Origin of the sequence: Microbacterium telephonicum, assembly GCF_003651225.1 — a bacterium.
Lineage (GTDB): Bacteria > Actinomycetota > Actinomycetes > Actinomycetales > Microbacteriaceae > Microbacterium > Microbacterium telephonicum.
In genome coordinates, this window is record NZ_RCDB01000003.1 from 112,562 (window position 1) to 127,164 (window position 14,603).

General features: G+C 71.5%; 14 protein-coding genes and 1 tRNA gene. 4 read left to right on the plus strand and 11 right to left on the minus strand.

The window, feature by feature from the left end; translation table 11 throughout:
* Nucleotides 1-36: 36 nt before the first annotated feature.
* A complete protein-coding gene (locus C7474_RS10065; protein WP_121059633.1) occupies nt 37-429 on the minus strand; it encodes a hypothetical protein in 393 nt (130 codons plus the stop codon).
* A 60-nt stretch (nt 430-489) separates the two neighbouring features.
* Nucleotides 490-562 (minus strand) — tRNA-Thr (locus tag C7474_RS10070).
* 213 nt (nt 563-775) lie between these two features.
* On the opposite strand from C7474_RS10070, the gene C7474_RS10075 reads away from it, so the two are divergent.
* From C7474_RS10075 to C7474_RS10085, 3 genes are all read left to right on the plus strand, one after another.
* Complete coding sequence (locus C7474_RS10075; protein WP_121059635.1) at nt 776-1,672, plus strand: MetQ/NlpA family ABC transporter substrate-binding protein; 897 nt, start codon at nt 776-778, stop codon at nt 1,670-1,672.
* 61 nt (nt 1,673-1,733) lie between these two features.
* Nucleotides 1,734-2,771, plus strand: a complete 1,038-nt coding sequence (locus C7474_RS10080; protein ID WP_121059637.1) for a methionine ABC transporter ATP-binding protein — start codon at nt 1,734-1,736, stop codon at nt 2,769-2,771.
* Nucleotides 2,764-3,423 (plus strand): methionine ABC transporter permease, encoded by a 660-nt coding sequence (locus C7474_RS10085; RefSeq protein WP_199692426.1) that lies wholly within the window; start codon nt 2,764-2,766, stop codon nt 3,421-3,423. The genes C7474_RS10080 and C7474_RS10085 overlap by 8 nt, the downstream gene beginning before the upstream one ends.
* Nucleotides 3,424-3,433: 10 nt before the next feature.
* Here the strand turns inward: C7474_RS10085 and C7474_RS10090 are convergent, their stop codons facing one another.
* The 9 genes from C7474_RS10090 to C7474_RS10130 all read right to left on the minus strand — a co-directional run bounded on the left by C7474_RS10090 (nt 3,434) and on the right by C7474_RS10130 (nt 12,366).
* A complete protein-coding gene (locus C7474_RS10090; protein ID WP_121059641.1) occupies nt 3,434-4,993 on the minus strand; it encodes an alpha/beta hydrolase in 1,560 nt (519 codons plus the stop codon).
* A complete protein-coding gene (locus C7474_RS10095) occupies nt 4,990-6,144 on the minus strand; it encodes a DNA polymerase III subunit delta' (protein ID WP_121059643.1) in 1,155 nt (384 codons plus the stop codon). Before C7474_RS10095 ends, C7474_RS10090 begins: the two co-directional genes overlap by 4 nt.
* A 9-nt stretch (nt 6,145-6,153) precedes the next feature.
* Complete coding sequence (gene tmk, locus C7474_RS10100) at nt 6,154-6,789, minus strand: dTMP kinase (protein ID WP_121059645.1); 636 nt, start codon at nt 6,787-6,789, stop codon at nt 6,154-6,156.
* On the minus strand, nt 6,786-9,482 hold the full coding sequence (topA, locus tag C7474_RS10105; protein ID WP_277870597.1) for a type I DNA topoisomerase: 2,697 nt from the start codon (nt 9,480-9,482) through the stop codon (nt 6,786-6,788). Before topA ends, tmk begins: the two co-directional genes overlap by 4 nt.
* 85 nt (nt 9,483-9,567) lie before the next feature.
* Nucleotides 9,568-9,897 carry an Rv3654c family TadE-like protein gene (locus C7474_RS10110; RefSeq protein WP_121059649.1) on the minus strand — a complete coding sequence of 110 codons (330 nt, stop codon included), beginning with the start codon at nt 9,895-9,897 and terminating at the stop codon, nt 9,568-9,570.
* Between the two features lie 6 nt (nt 9,898-9,903).
* The gene (locus tag C7474_RS10115) at nt 9,904-10,230 is read right to left on the minus strand and encodes a TadE family type IV pilus minor pilin (RefSeq protein ID WP_121059651.1); all 327 of its coding nucleotides are present in this window, start codon (nt 10,228-10,230) and stop codon (nt 9,904-9,906) included.
* Nucleotides 10,230-10,478, minus strand: coding sequence for a DUF4244 domain-containing protein (locus C7474_RS10120; RefSeq protein ID WP_121059653.1), 249 nt, complete (start codon nt 10,476-10,478; stop codon nt 10,230-10,232). Before C7474_RS10120 ends, C7474_RS10115 begins: the two co-directional genes overlap by 1 nt.
* 56 nt (nt 10,479-10,534) lie before the next feature.
* Complete coding sequence (locus C7474_RS10125; protein WP_121059655.1) at nt 10,535-11,371, minus strand: type II secretion system F family protein; 837 nt, start codon at nt 11,369-11,371, stop codon at nt 10,535-10,537.
* Nucleotides 11,368-12,366 (minus strand): TadA family conjugal transfer-associated ATPase, encoded by a 999-nt coding sequence (locus tag C7474_RS10130; protein ID WP_121059657.1) that lies wholly within the window; start codon nt 12,364-12,366, stop codon nt 11,368-11,370. The genes C7474_RS10125 and C7474_RS10130 overlap by 4 nt, the downstream gene beginning before the upstream one ends.
* 445 nt (nt 12,367-12,811) lie before the next feature.
* Here C7474_RS10130 and acs point away from each other — a divergent pair.
* Nucleotides 12,812-14,603 (plus strand): acetate--CoA ligase (acs, locus tag C7474_RS10135; RefSeq protein WP_121059659.1); only part of this gene is annotated, 1,792 nt, incomplete at its 3' end.

Below are 14,603 nucleotides of genomic sequence, written 5' to 3' on the forward strand. Positions count from 1 at the left end.
GTCGAGCAATGTGAGCGGATCGCCCTCCGCGAGCGATCAGCCCCGCACGAAGAGCACGACCACCGACCCGACGACCGTCAGAACGCCGAGCACCGCGAACGCGACGGACGCCCAGGCGAGCAGCCGCAGCACCGCCGGCCGCCGTTCGAGGCGCACCAGTCCGGGCCGGCCGAGGCGGAACCAGATCGTCGCGTCGTCCGCATCCGCCAATGTCGCGGCATCCGAAGGCGTCAGCGGGGCGACGTGCGCACCGTCCGCGCCGAACCAGCGGACGACCGGCTCCGCGCCGTCACGGTCGACGATCGCCTCCGCCTGCGCCCACGAGCCGTCGGCGGCCCACACGATCAGCCACACCACCCCGAACAGCGCGGCTCCGGCGAATCCGATCCAGGAGAAGATCTCGAGCACCGCGTCCAGTGCGTGATCCATCCGGGGCGCCTCACTCGTGGGATGCGAAGAGGGGCTCCGCCCGGAACCCCTCTTCGTCGGAGCCGCCTAAGGGAATCGAACCCTTGACCTATTCATTACGAGTGAATCGCTCTGCCGTCTGAGCTAAGGCGGCGCAAGGCGCGAGCGCCGTGCACGATCAACGATCTTACAGTGTCGCGAAGGGTGCCGCGAACCACGCCTGTTACGCCGGGCTACGCCCCCTCCGGCACGCCACCCGGATGCCGCCTACCGTGGACATCGGCACCGCGACGAGGCGAGCGCGGTCCCCGATCCGCTCGGCGCCTGGCGCGCAATCCGGTGCCTCCATCTCACAAGGAGCACCACCATGTCCAAGAAGACGATCATCGCGGCGGCCGTCGGCCTGCCCCTTGCCCTGCTGCTCAGCGCGTGCGCCGGCGGGTCCGCCGACACTGCCGCGTCGGGCGAGGCCACGACCGAGACGGTGAAGATCGGCGTCGTCGGCGCCGGCGACGAGTACTGGCAGACCTACAAGGACGCCGCCGCCGCCGAGGGCATCGACGTCGAGCTCGTCGACTTCAGCGAGTACACGCAGCCGAACCCGGCGCTGTCGGCCGGCGAGCTGGACCTCAACCAGTTCCAGCACATCATCTACCTCGCGACGTACAACGTGCAGGCCGACGACGACCTCGTCCCGGTCGGCGCCACGGCGATCTATCCGCTCGGCCTGTACTCGGACAAGTACACCTCGCCCGACGAGATCCCCGCGGGCGAGACGGTCGCCGTCCCCAACGACGAGTCGAACCAGGCGCGCGGCCTGCTCGTGCTGCAGTCGGCGGGCCTGATCGAGCTGAAGGACGGCGGCTCACCGTTCTCCACCGTCGCCGATGTGCTGCCCGAGTCGAAGGTCAAGGTCGAGGCGCTCGACGCCGCCTTCACCGCCACCTCGCTCCCGGACGTCGCCGCCGCGATCATCAACAACGACTTCGTCGAGGATGCCGGACTCAGCTTCGACGACGCGATCGCGCAGGACGACCCGTCCGACCCGAACGCGGTGCCGTACATCAACATCTTCGCCGCCCGCGCGGAGGACGCCGACAACCCGACGTACAAGAAGCTCGTCGAGATCTACCAGAACACCCCCGAGGTGCAGGAGGGCGTGCAGAAGGCATCCGGCGACACCGCCGTGCTGCTGACCACGCCGGCCGACGAACTGGTCTCGTCACTCAAGAGCGTCGAGGACGACATCCGCGCCGCACAGTGACATCCTCGTGTGTGCGGCCCGTTCTCCGAGCGGGCCGCACACGCGCGCAAGGAGCAGGACCATGACCCTCATCCGCCTCCACGGCGTCACCAAGACCTTCCCCGGAAGCGGCAAGGACGCCGCCCCGGTCACCGCCGTCGACGACGTCTCGCTCGACGTCGCCGCCGGCGAGATCTGCGGCATCATCGGCTATTCCGGTGCCGGCAAGAGCACCGTGCTGCGGCTCGTCAACGCACTCGAGACCCCCACCTCCGGTGTCGTCGAGATCGACGGGCGTGACATCACCCGCCTGCGCGAGCGCGACCTGCGGGCACTGCGCGGCGACATCGGCATGATCTTCCAGCAGTTCAACCTCTTCGACTCTCGCACCGTGGCCGGCAACGTCGCCTACCCGCTCGAGGTCGCCGGCCGCCCCCGCGCCGAGATCGCCGCACGCGTCGCGGAGCTGCTCGCCTTCGTCGGCCTCTCCGACAAGGCGAAGAACCACCCCGAACAGCTCTCCGGCGGACAGAAGCAGCGGGTCGGCATCGCCCGCGCCCTGGCCACGAGTCCCCGCATCCTGCTCGCCGACGAGGCCACCAGCGCCCTCGACCCCGACACGACGCAGGAGGTGCTCGCGCTGCTGCGCCGCGTCAACGTCGAGCTGGGCGTCACGATCCTCGTCATCACCCACGAAATGGACGTCATCCGCACCCTCGCCGACCGGGTGGTCGTGATGGAGGCCGGTCGCGTCATCGAGCAGGGCCACGTGTTCGACGTCCTCTCCGCTCCCCGGCTCGCGGCGACGCGCCGCTTCGTCGCGAGCATCATCGAAGACGTGCCGACCGGCGAGCAGCTGCAGACGCTGCGCGCCCGGCATCCCGGCCGCATCGTGACCTTCACCGTGCGCGACGGCGATGTCACGCAGGCCGACGTGTTCGCCGCCTTGTCGGCGCACGGCGTGCGCTTCGAGCTCATCCACGGCGGCATCAACGACATCCGCGGGCGGGTGTTCGGACACCTCACGCTCGCGCTCACCGGACCGGCGGATGCCGTCGCCCGCGCCATCGACGCCGCCTCGGCCGTCGCGCCGCTCATCGAGGAGGACCCCCGTGGATAGGCTCATCGATCTGCTGCCCGAGCTGTGGTCCGCGACGGCGGAGACGCTGTTCGTCGTCTCGCTCGCCCTGGTGTTCGGTGGCCTCGCCGGACTGCTGCTCGGGCTGGCGCTGTACGCGACCCGCAGCGGCAGCCTCTACCCGAACCGCGCCGTCTTCGGCGTGCTCAACGTCGTCGTCAACTTCTTCCGACCGATCCCGTTCGTCATCCTGCTCGCGGCCGTGCAGCCCTTCGCGCGCGCCCTCGGCATCCCCGGCATCGGCCCGGAGTTCGGCGTGTTCGCGATCACGCTCGCCTCGATGTTCGCCATCAGCCGCATCGTGGAGCAGAACCTGCTGACCGTGCGCCCCGGCGTGATCGAGGCCGCCCGCGCCGCCGGCGCGAGCCGCGGCCGCATCCTGTTCCGGCTCGTCCCCCGCGAAGCCCTCGGCCCGCTGATCCTCGGCTACACGTTCATCGTCGTCGCCCTGGTGGACATGACCGCGATCGCCGGTGCCGTCGCCGCCGGCGGACTCGGCGAGTTCGCGATCGTCTACGGCTTCAAGCAGTTCAACCCCGCCGTCACCTGGGCGGCGGTGCTGATCATCATCGTGCTCGTGCAGGGCGTGCAGTTCCTGGGCAACGCGCTCGCGCGCCGCGTGCTGCGTCGCTGACCAAGCCGGATCAGCCGCAGCGCAGCCCGTCCTCGGGCACGGTGCCGTCGAGCATGTACGCGTTCACCGCATCGTCCACGCAGGCGTTGCCCTTGTTGTAGCCGGTGTGCCCCTCCCCCACACGGGTGACGAGCACGCCGGAGGAGAGCTGGTCGGCGAGGGACTGCGACCACGTGTACGGCGTCGCGGGGTCGTTCGTCGTGCCGACGACGACGATCGGCGCGGCGCCGTCGGCCGCGATCGGCTCGCGCACACCCGTCGGCGGGTACGGCCACGACGCGCAGACGTCGACGCCGTCCCAATACGGGGCGATCGTCGGCGCCTGGGCGGCGACGACGGCATCGGCCGCGTCGACGTCGGCCTGGTCGGTGTCCACCGGGTAGTCCATGCAGTTGTACGCGCGGAACGCCTCGGTGGAGTTGTCGGCGTAGCTCCCGTCGGGGTTGCGACCGTAGTAGAAGTCCGCCAGCTGGAACATCACCGACGCGTTCCCCTGCAGGGCGTCGGTGAGGCCCACCGTCAGGTACTGCCAGCTCGCCTGCGAGTACAGCGCCGAGATGATCCCGGTCATGAGCGAGTCGGCGCCCAGCATCCGCCCGTCGGAGTTCGCCAGCGGCGAGCGGTCGACGCTCGCCAGCAGCGTGCCGAGGTCGGCCATGGCATCGTCGACGTCGCCCGCGAACGGGCAGTCGCTCGTCGTGAGGCAGTCGGCCATGTAGGCGCGCAGCGCCGACTCGAAGCCGACGGCCTGCGTCGTGGACACGTCGAGCCCCGACACCGACGGATCGATCGCGCCGTCGAGCACGAGGCGGCCCACCCGGTCGGGGAACAGCTTCGCGTACGTCGCGCCGAGGAAGGTGCCGTACGAGTAGCCGAGGTAGTTGAGCTTCTCGTCGCCGAGCACGGCGCGCAGCAGGTCCATGTCGCGCGCCGCGTTGTCGGTCGTGATGTAGGGCAGGATGCCGTCGCTGGACTGCTCGCACCCGGCGACGAAGCCCTCGTTGCGCTGCGTGAGCTCGGCCGTCCACCCGTCGCTGCCCCGGGGGTCCGCCGGGATGTCGAACAGGTACGCGTCCATGTCGGCCGGCGAGAGGCAGGCGACGGCGCTGGATCTCCCGACGCCGCGCGGGTCGAACCCGATGACGTCGTACGCCTGCAGCAGTGGGGCAGCGACGGCGAAGCTCGCCGAATCGGCGATGAGGTCGTAGCCGCTCGCCCCGGGCCCGCCCGGGTTGGTCAGCAGCGACCCCATCGGCGAACCGGAGTCGGCGGAGCGTCGGATGAGCGCGAGGCTGAGGTCACCGGCATCCGGGTCGGACCAGTCCGACGGTGCGGTGACCTGTGTGCAGTCGTAGCTGCCGGCGTCGGCTCCGCTGCACCCCTCCCAGGTGAGGGTCTGCGTGTAGTACTCCTCGAACCCGGCGGGCGCGCCGTCGGAGACCGGCGCCTTGGTGGCCCCGGGCGTGGCCGACGATTCGGGTGGGATCGCAGCGGCCAGGCATCCGGTGAGGGCGAGGGTGGCGACGGCGAGGCCGGCCACGGCGGTCACGAGGCGTCGGGTGGGCGTCACGGGGTCCTTCCGCTGGCGACGGTGATGAGCATGCTCTCCAGGGCGAGCGCCGGCGCGGCGTTGCCCTGCAGATTCGTGCGGGTGAGGGCGATCTGGTCGAGCACGGTGAGGGTGCGCTCGGGCGTCCACGCGGTCGCGAGCGCCGCGAGCTCGGGGCCCAGCTCACGGTTGATGAGGTCTCCCTCCCGGCCGAGTTGCAGCATGAGCGTGTCGCGGTACATCGATTCGAGGTCGGTGAGCACCCGGTCGATGCCGTCGCGGAGGCTCCGGGTGGCGCGCCGCTTCTGCTCGTCTTCGAGTGCGCCGACCTGACCGCGGAACGCCGGCGGCACCGCGCCGCCGGGCGCGACGCCGAGCGTGCGCAGCAGCGCCTCGCGTTCGGCCTCGTCCCGCTCTGCGGTGAGCGCCTTCGCATCGTCGGTCGCGAGCGACACGATGCGGGCGGCGGCCTCGACCGCATCGCCGACCCCGCGCACACCGAGCACGGCCGTCAGCGTCTCCGCGCGGCGCTCGCGCGAGACCGCGTCGGTGGCGAGGCGCTGGGCCATGCCGATGTGCCGCTGCGCGAGCCGCGCCGACTGCTCGGCGACGGCCTCGTCGACGCCGGTGCGCTGCTGGATGAGGCGCGCGACGTCGGCGACCTCGGGCTCGCGCAGGCGCAGCGTGCGCACCCGCGAACGGATCGTGGGCAGCAGGTCGGCGTCGCTCGGTGCGCAGAGGATCCAGATGGTCTGTTCGGGCGGCTCCTCGAGGGCCTTCAGCAGCACGTTGCTGGTGCGCTCGACCATGCGGTCGGCGTCCTCCATGACGATGACGCGATACCGTCCCAGCGACGGAGCGAAGTACGAGCGCTCGACGAGGGTCCGGGCGTCCTTGATCGAGATGATCACGCCTTCGGCGCGCAGCGTCGTGAGGTCGGGATGGGTCCCCGCGACGACCTGCCGCATCGCCGCCTCGTCGCCCGGATCGGCGATGAGCGCCGCCGCGAACGCCGTCGCGATCGTCGACCGCCCCGATCCCGGCGGACCGGTGATGAGCCACGCGTGCGCCAGGAGCGCCGGATCGGCGGCGGCCGCCTGCAACTGCGCGACGGCGGCATCCTGGCCCCACACCTGCTCCCACGGCACAGCGTGGGAGGCGGTGACCGTCATGCCCTCAGCCTACGCGGTGGCACCGACGCGCTCGCGGACGGCGGCGGCGAGCTCGTCGGCGGGACGGGTCGCGTCGAGCACGAGGAAACGCTCCGGTTCGGCGTCCGCGAGCGCCAGGAACGCCGCGCGCACCCGCTCGTGGAACTCCTCCCGCTCGGCCTCCAACCGGTCGAACGGCTTGTCGTCGGCATCGAGCCGCCTCCGCGCGACCCCAGGGTCCAGGTCGAGCAGGACCGTGACGTCGGGAAGTGCTCCCTCGGCCGCCCACAGCGACAGGTCGCGGATCTCGCCCGCATCCAGCACCCGGCCCGCTCCCTGGTAGGCGACCGACGAGTCGAGATACCGGTCCTGGATGACGACGTCGCCGCGTGCGAGCGCGGGCCGCACGACCGTTGCGACGTGGTGTGCGCGGTCGGCGGCGTACAGGAGCGCCTCGGCACGCGGGGAGACGTCGCCGCGATGGTGCAGGACGATCTCCCGCACGAGCACACCGACCTCGGAGCCACCGGGCTCCCGGGTGCGCACGACGGTGCGTCCCTGATCGCGCAGCCACTCCTCGAGTAGGCGCGCCTGCGTCGTCTTGCCGGCGCCGTCACCGCCCTCGAAGGTCACCCAGAGCCCGGCGGGAGTGTCGAGACCGGTCACTTCTTCTTCGCCGGCGCCTTGCGCGTCGTCGTCGCCCGTCGGGTCGTGCGCTTGGGCGCCGGCCCCTTCGCGCGCTTGTCGGCGAGCATCTGCACGGCCACCTCGAACGTGATGTCGTCGGGAGTCTGCCCCTTCGGGATCGTCACGTTCGTCGTGCCGTCGGTGACGTACGCGCCGAAACGGCCGTCCTTGATGCGCACGGGCTTGCCGCTGACCGGGTCGGCCTCGAACTCCTTCAGGGAGGTCGCCGCGCGCGTCGCGTACTTCGGCTGCGCGTAGATCTCCAGTGCCTGCTCGAGCGTGATGTCGAAGATGAGGTCCTCGCTGCCGATCGACCGCGAGTCCGTCCCCTTCTTGATGTACGGGCCGTACGGACCGTTCTGCGCCGTGATGGGCTGTTCGGTCTCGGGGTCCACGCCGACGGTGCGCGGCAGCGCGAGCAGCTTGAGGGCGGTGTCGAGATCGATCGTCTCGGGCGACATGCTCTTGAACAGGGACGCGCGCTTCGGCTTGGGCGGCTCGACCTTCTTGGCGCCGCGCTTCTTCGGCGCAGCCGGTTCGGCCTCGTCCGTCTCGGGCAGCAGCTCCTCGAGGTACGGGCCGAAACGGCCGTCCTTGACGACGACGTCGCGCCCGTTCTCGGGGTTCTGACCCAGCACGCGGTCACCGCCCACCGGGGCGTCGACGAGCTCCTGCGCCCGCTCCGGCGTCAGTTCGTCGGGTGCCAGATCGGCGGGGACGTTGATGCGTCGCGGGGTCTCGGGGTCATCGCCCGGTACCTCGAGGTACGGGCCGTAGCGCCCGAGGCGCAGCACGGCGACGTCGCCGATCGGGGTCGAGTTGATCTCGCGGGCGTCGATGTCGCCGAGGTTGTCGACCACCTTGCGCAGCCCGACGTGGTCATCAGACCCGAAGTAGAAGCCCCGCAGCCACTCGGCGCGGTTCTCCTCGCCGCGCGAGATCGCGTCGAGATCGTCTTCCAGGCCGGCGGTGAAGTCGTAGTCGACGAGCTCGGCGAAGTGCTGCTCGAGCAGGCGGACGATGCTGAAGGCGAGCCAGCTCGGCACGAGCGCCTGTCCGCGCTTGCTGACGTAGCCGCGGTCGAGGATGACGTCGATGATCGACGCGAACGTCGACGGCCGGCCGATCCCCTTCTCTTCGAGCGCCTTCACGAGCGAGGCTTCGGTGTAGCGGGGCTTCGGGCTGGTGGCGTGCCCCTTCGGCTCGACGTCGCTCAGTCGCACGGCGTCGCCGACGGCGAGCTTGGGAAGCGACTGGTCGTCGGACTTGTCGGCATCCGACCGCTTCTCGTCACGCCCCTCCTCGTACGCCTCGAGGAAGCCCTTGAAGGTGTAGACGGTGCCGGATGCGGTGAAGGCGGCGACCTTGCCGGTCACCGTCGTCTCGAGCGTGACCGTGGTCGTCTCGTAGGTGGCATCCGACATCTGGCTGGCGATGGTGCGCTTCCAGATGAGGTCGTAGAGGCGCAACTCGTCGCGATCGAGGGCGGAGGCGACCGACGACGGGGTGCGGGAATCCTCGCCGGAGGGACGGATGGCCTCGTGCGCCTCCTGCGCGTTCTTGCTGTTGCTGCGGTAGGAGCGCGGGCTGGGCGGTACCGCGCGGTCGCCGTAGAGGGCGACGGCCTGCGTGCGCGCGGCGGAGATCGCCTGCGTCGACAGCGCCGTCGAGTCGGTGCGCATATAGGTGATGTAGCCCTTCTCGTAGAGCCGCTGCGCGACGCCCATGGCGTGCTTGGCGCTCATCGAGAGCTTGCGACCGGCCTCCTGCTGCATCGTGGAGGTCGTGAACGGGGGCTTGGGGCTGCGGGTGCCGGGCTTGGCCTCGACGGCGGTGACCGTCGCGGCGCCGTCGGCTTCGAGCGCGGCGGCGATCTCGCGCGCCTGATCTTCGGTGAGCACGACGACGGCCTTGCGCAGCGCGCCGCGGTCGTCGAAGTCGGTGCCGCGCGCGAGCGGGGCGCCGTCGAGCCGTGCCAGGCGGGTCGAGAAGCCGTCGGCGCCGGTCTCGGCGCGACGGGCGAGGGCTTCGACGTCCCAGTACGACGCGGACACGAACGCCATGCGCTCGCGCTCCCGGTCGACGATCAGCCGGGTGGCGGCGGACTGCACGCGTCCGGCGGAGGTGCCCTGACCGACCTTGCGGCGGGTGACGTCGGAGACGTCCCAGCCGTAGAGGCGGTCGACGATGCGGCGGGTCTCCTGCGCGTCGACGAGTGCGAGGTCGAGCTCGCGGGTGTTGTCGACGGCGGCGCGGATCGCGTCTTTCGTGATCTCGTGGAAGACCATGCGCTTGACGGGGACCTTGGGCTTGAGGGTCTCGAGCAGGTGCCACGCGATGGCTTCGCCTTCGCGGTCTTCATCGGTGGCGAGCAGGAGCTCGTCGGCGGTGCGCAGGGCGCGCTTGAGTTCGGCCACGGTTTTCTTGCCGCGCTCCGACTCCACATAGAGAGGAGTGAAGCCGTTCTCGATGTCGATCGAGTACTTGCCCACCGACGTCTTCTTCAGCTCGGCGGGGATGTCCTTCTTGTCGGCGAGGTCGCGGATGTGACCCACCGAGCTGAGCACCTCGTATCCGTCACCCAGGTACCCCTGGATCGACCGCATCTTCGTCGGCGACTCGACGATGACGAGCTTCTTGCCCTCGCTCTTGCCGCCCTTGACCTGTGCCACGTGGCCGTCCTTTCGTTCGATGCACACCATACACACCGCCCGGACATGAGGATGCTGGGAGGCGCCGAGCCCGCGATGCGGACGCTCAGGGAGGTGCCGCCGGTGGCTGTCCGGCCCTCGCGCGCGCTCCGACGCTGTGCACGCCGACCTCGACGGTCACCTCGACCGTCGCCGTGAGGCCGCTCAGCCCGCAGGCGACGAGACGGGCGCCGCCGCGCGCGGCGATCTCGGCGGCCCGCGCGCAGGGCTCACCCACGGCGAAGCCCGCAGCGGTGTCCGCGGCCGCGAGCGCGGCGGAGTCGGCGGCCGAAGCCGCGCGCACCGACGCGAGCGACACCGCTGCGGCCGCCCCGACGCCGACGGCGAGCACCGCCGACGCGGCGATGGTCCCGACGGCGAGCATCGCACCGGGCATGCGCGCTCACCCCGTCGAACCGGCGAGCGCGCACGATCGCGCGTGCTGGCTCGGGAAGGGCGGCGCCGCGCGAGTCGCCGTGACGCACACGAGGTCGCCCTCGGTGCGGACGGTCACGTCGTCGGCGGCGGCGATGCGGCGGGCGACGTCGACGGCGTGTGCGTCGGGCTCGCCCCGGGCGACGACACGGGCCGCCTGCGCGACGCCCTGCTCCAAACGCACCTGCCGGCCCGCCGCGCCCAGGCCACCGACGCACAGCGCGACGACCACGACGACGGCGGGAAGGGCGACGGCGAACTCGGCCGTCACCGCTCCCCGCTCGTCGCCGCCCATCAGGCCACCGTCAGCGCGCGGCGGACGAGGTCGGTGAGGATGCCGCGGACCTCGTCGGAGCGCATGATCACCACCAGCAGGCCGGCGAACGCGACGGCCGCCATCGTGGCGATGGCGTACTCGGCGGTCGCCGCACCGGTGTCGTCGGCGAGGGCCGCGCGGCCGTGTCGTCCGGCGCCGCGCTCCGGACGGAACAGGCGCCGCGCGCGGCGGCGGGTCAGCGTGGGGATCGGATCGGGATGGGTCATGGTGTTCCTCTCGGTCATCGGCACGATCGGGGTGGCACGGTCTGGTGGCAGGGACGTCACAGCATCAGCGGAGTGGACGCGAGCACGGACAGCACCATCGGAGCGACGCCGAGCAGCAGGAATGCGGGGAGCGTGCACACCCCGAGCGGCAGCAAGAGCGCGCCCGACAGCTTCGCCGCGCGCAGCCGCCCCTCGGTGCGCGCGGTGCGACGCTCGTCGTCGGCGGAGGCCCGCAGCAGATCGACGGCCGGCGCGCCGCTGGCGCGCGACAGTTCGAGCACCGGAGCCGTCCCCTCGCGCGCGTCGGGTCCGACGCCCGCGAGGGCGCGTTCGATCGACACACCGCCGGTCAAGGCGATCGCGACGAGATCGCATTCCAGGCCAGGGACGCGCGGATCCGGCTGCGCACGGGCGACGAGGCGCGTCGTCCACCGTCGCGCGACGAGGATGAGGAGCACGCCCGCAACCACGCAGGCGATGCCGATCGGCCCCGTCAGCACCTGAGCGACGTCGAAGCCGAACGCCGCGACGAGCACGACGGCGAGCAGCGGCAGCCACGTGACCAGCCGCGCCGTCGTGGCCGGCTCTGCCAGCGCGACGCGCACCTCGTCTCTGCCCGCCTCGGCGTCGCGCAGGGCGTCGGCGATGCCGCGCAGACTGGGCGCCAGCGGAGCACCCACCTCCGTCGCGACGCGCCACGCCCGCGCGATCTGCGGCCACGGCTCGGCCCGTGTCTCGAGCGCGTCGGCGACGCTGCCGCCCGCCTCCGTCGCAGCGATGACCGCCGCGGCGTCGGCGTCTCCGGCATCCGCGAGATGCCGCCACGCGCGCGGCGGGGCGAGCCCGGCCTCCAGCAGCACCGACAGCCGGTGGACGGATGCCGCCGCCGTCACGACCGCTCCCGGATCTCGAGCCGGTCCCCGACGACGACGGGACGCGCGATGCGGGTGACCCGCCGCACCCCGTCGACGCCACGGCCGACGTGCACGACGGCCCCGACCGCACTGGCGACCTGGCGCGCGAGAGCCCGGTCGTCGAGGCCGGCGAGCGCGCCCAGGGCTTCGAGCCGCGCGGGGACGTCGTCGATGCCGCCGGCGTGGACGGTGCCGGCACCGCCGTCGTGGCCCGTGTTGAGCGCGGAGAGCAGCTCCCGCACCTCCTCGCCGCGGCATTCCCCGACCACGAGTCGGTCGGGCCGCATCCGCAGGGCTTCGCGCACCAGCCGGGCCAGGCCCACTCCCCCGGCGCCCTCCAGGTTCGGCTGCCGCGACTCGAGACGCACGTGGTGGGGGTGGTCGATGCGTAGCTCGGCCACGTCTTCGATCGTGACGATCCGCTCGTCGTGGGGTACGAGGCCGAGCAGGGCCGACAGCAGGGTCGTCTTGCCCGCCCCGGTCGCCCCGCTGACGAGCACGTTCTCCCGGTCCGCGACGAAGCCCGCGAGCACGGCCCCGGTGGCCGCATCGAACATGCCCTGGCGCCCGAGGTCGTCGAGGCTCAGGCGCTGCGCCGACGGGAGGCGGATGGAGATGACGGCACCGTCGACGGCGACCGGCGCGAGCACGGCATGCACCCGCGCGCCGTTGTCCCACCGGACATCGACCAGCGGGGCGAGGTCGTCGAGGTGCCGGCCACCGATACCGATCAGGTCGACGGCGAGGTCGCGCACTTCGCCGGGCGTGGCATGCCATCCGGCGACCGGTTCCGCCCCGCGCCCGCGGTCGACGAACAGCGCACCACCGCCGTTGACGAAGACGTCGGTGACGTCGGGGTCGACGAGGTGCGCGCGGAGCGGCGCGATCGCGGGATGATCGGGCACGCGCCGGTTCGGCCGCGCCGAGGCGACGGGTGACTCGCCGCGGGGCCGGACGACGAAGGGCTCGGACATGCCGCAGACGCTACGCAGGGAGGTCCGGGCGTGGACGGCCGCTCCCCGCATCCGAGGAGTCGACGCGGTGAGGTGCGCCTTGGGGAGGAGGATGCGCGCCGCGCGGATCCCGACCGGCGGGGTGGATCACGGGAGCGGTTCCACGCAATGAAGAAGGGTGGCATCCCATGGGGGGAACGGGATGCCACCCTGCGCGGCATCCGACGAATCGGGGGGTGTGCGGATGCCGCGATGCCAGAATCGAAGTTCGGCCGCGACCGAGCATACGCATGCGGACGCATTCGACCAAAACACTCTCGGCGCGTCGCGCGGCGATATATCAGTCGGAATCCTCAGCCTGCCCCTCACCCACTAACGGCGGTAGTCGATCGACGGGGGCGGGGCTAGATTTCCCGCATCGTCGCGACGCGTGCGGCGACCGTCCCGCCGCAAAGGAGCGCGCCCGATGAGCAGCCAGATCGACCACCTGCTGACCGAGAACCGCAGATTCGCCCCGTCCGCCGAGTTCGCCGCCGACGCGGTCGCCACGGCCGACCTGTACGACCGCGCAGCCGCCGACCGCGAAGCGTTCTGGGCCGAGCAGGCCCGAGCGCTGCATTGGCACACTCCGTTCACACAGGTGCTGGATTGGACGAACCCTCCGTTCGCGCAGTGGTTCGCCGACGGCGAACTCAATGTCGCGTACAACTGCCTCGACCGCCACGTCGAGGCCGGCCACGGCGACCGTGTCGCGCTGCTGTGGGAAGGCGAGCCCGGTGACGAGCGTCGTGTCACATACGCCGAGCTCACCGAGGAGGTCAAGCGCGCGGCGAACGTGCTGATCGACCTGGGCGTCGGCGCCGGCGACCGTGTCGCGATCTACATGCCGATGATCCCCGAGGCGATCGCCGCGATGCTCGCCGTCGCCCGCATCGGCGCGATCCACTCCGTCGTCTTCGGCGGATTCTCTGCCGACAGTCTGCGTGCGCGCATCGACGACGCCGGCGCGAAACTGGTCATCACCGCCGACGGCGGCTACCGCAAGGGCAAGGTCTCACCGCTCAAGCCCGCGGTCGACCAGGCGCTCGGCGACCGGGGCAACGGCGTGCAGGAGACCGTCGAGCACGTGCTGGTGGTGCGCCGCGGCGAGAACGAGGTCGACTGGACCGACGGCCGCGACGTCTGGTGGCACGAGGTCGTGCCGGCGGCATCCGCGGAGCACGAGGCGCATCCGTTCCCGGCGGAGAACCCGCTGTTCATCCTCTACACGTCGGGGACGACGGGCAAGCCCAAGGGCATCCTCCACACCTCGGGCGGATACCTGACCCAGGCGACGTTCACGAACAAGGTCGTCCACGACCTGCATCCGGAGACCGACGTGTTCTGGTGCACCGCCGACATCGGCTGGATCACCGGACACTCCTACGTCGCCTACGGCCCCCTCGCGAACGGCGCGACGCAGGTGCTCTACGAAGGCACCCCCGACACCCCGCACCCCGGCCGGTGGTGGGAGCTCGTCGAGAAGTACGGCGTCACGATCCTCTACACGGCCCCCACCGCCATCCGCTCGTTCATGAAGCTGGGACGCGCCATCCCACAGCGCTTCGACCTGTCGTCGCTGCGCCTGCTGGGATCGGTCGGCGAACCCATCAACCCCGAGGCGTGGATGTGGTACCGCGAGATCATCGGCGCCGGCGCCGCCCCGATCGTCGACACGTGGTGGCAGACCGAGACCGGATCGATCATGGTCTCCGCGCTCCCCGGCGTCACCGAGACCAAGCCCGGCAGCGCGCAGGTGCCGCTGCCCGGCATCTCGGTGGACGTCGTCGACGAGGACGGCACGAAGGTCGGCAACGGCAACGGCGGACTGCTGGTGGTGACCGAGCCGTGGCCGTCGATGCTGCGCGGCATCTGGGGCGACCCCGACCGCTTCGTCGAGACGTACTGGGAGAAGTTCCGCAGCAAGGGCTACTACTTCGCCGGCGATGGTGCGCGTCTGGACGACGACGGCGACGTGTGGTTCCTCGGCCGCGTCGACGACGTCATGAACGTGTCGGGGCACCGGCTGTCGACGACCGAGATCGAGTCGGCGCTCGTGGGCAACGAGGCGGTGGCCGAAGCCGCCGTGGTCGGGGCGTCGGACGAGACGACCGGTCAGGCCGTGGTCGCGTTCGTCATCATCAAGCAGAGCTACCTCGACGCGCACTCGCCGGAGGGCCTGGCGGGCACGCTGCGCGCCTGGGTCGGCGAGCAGATGG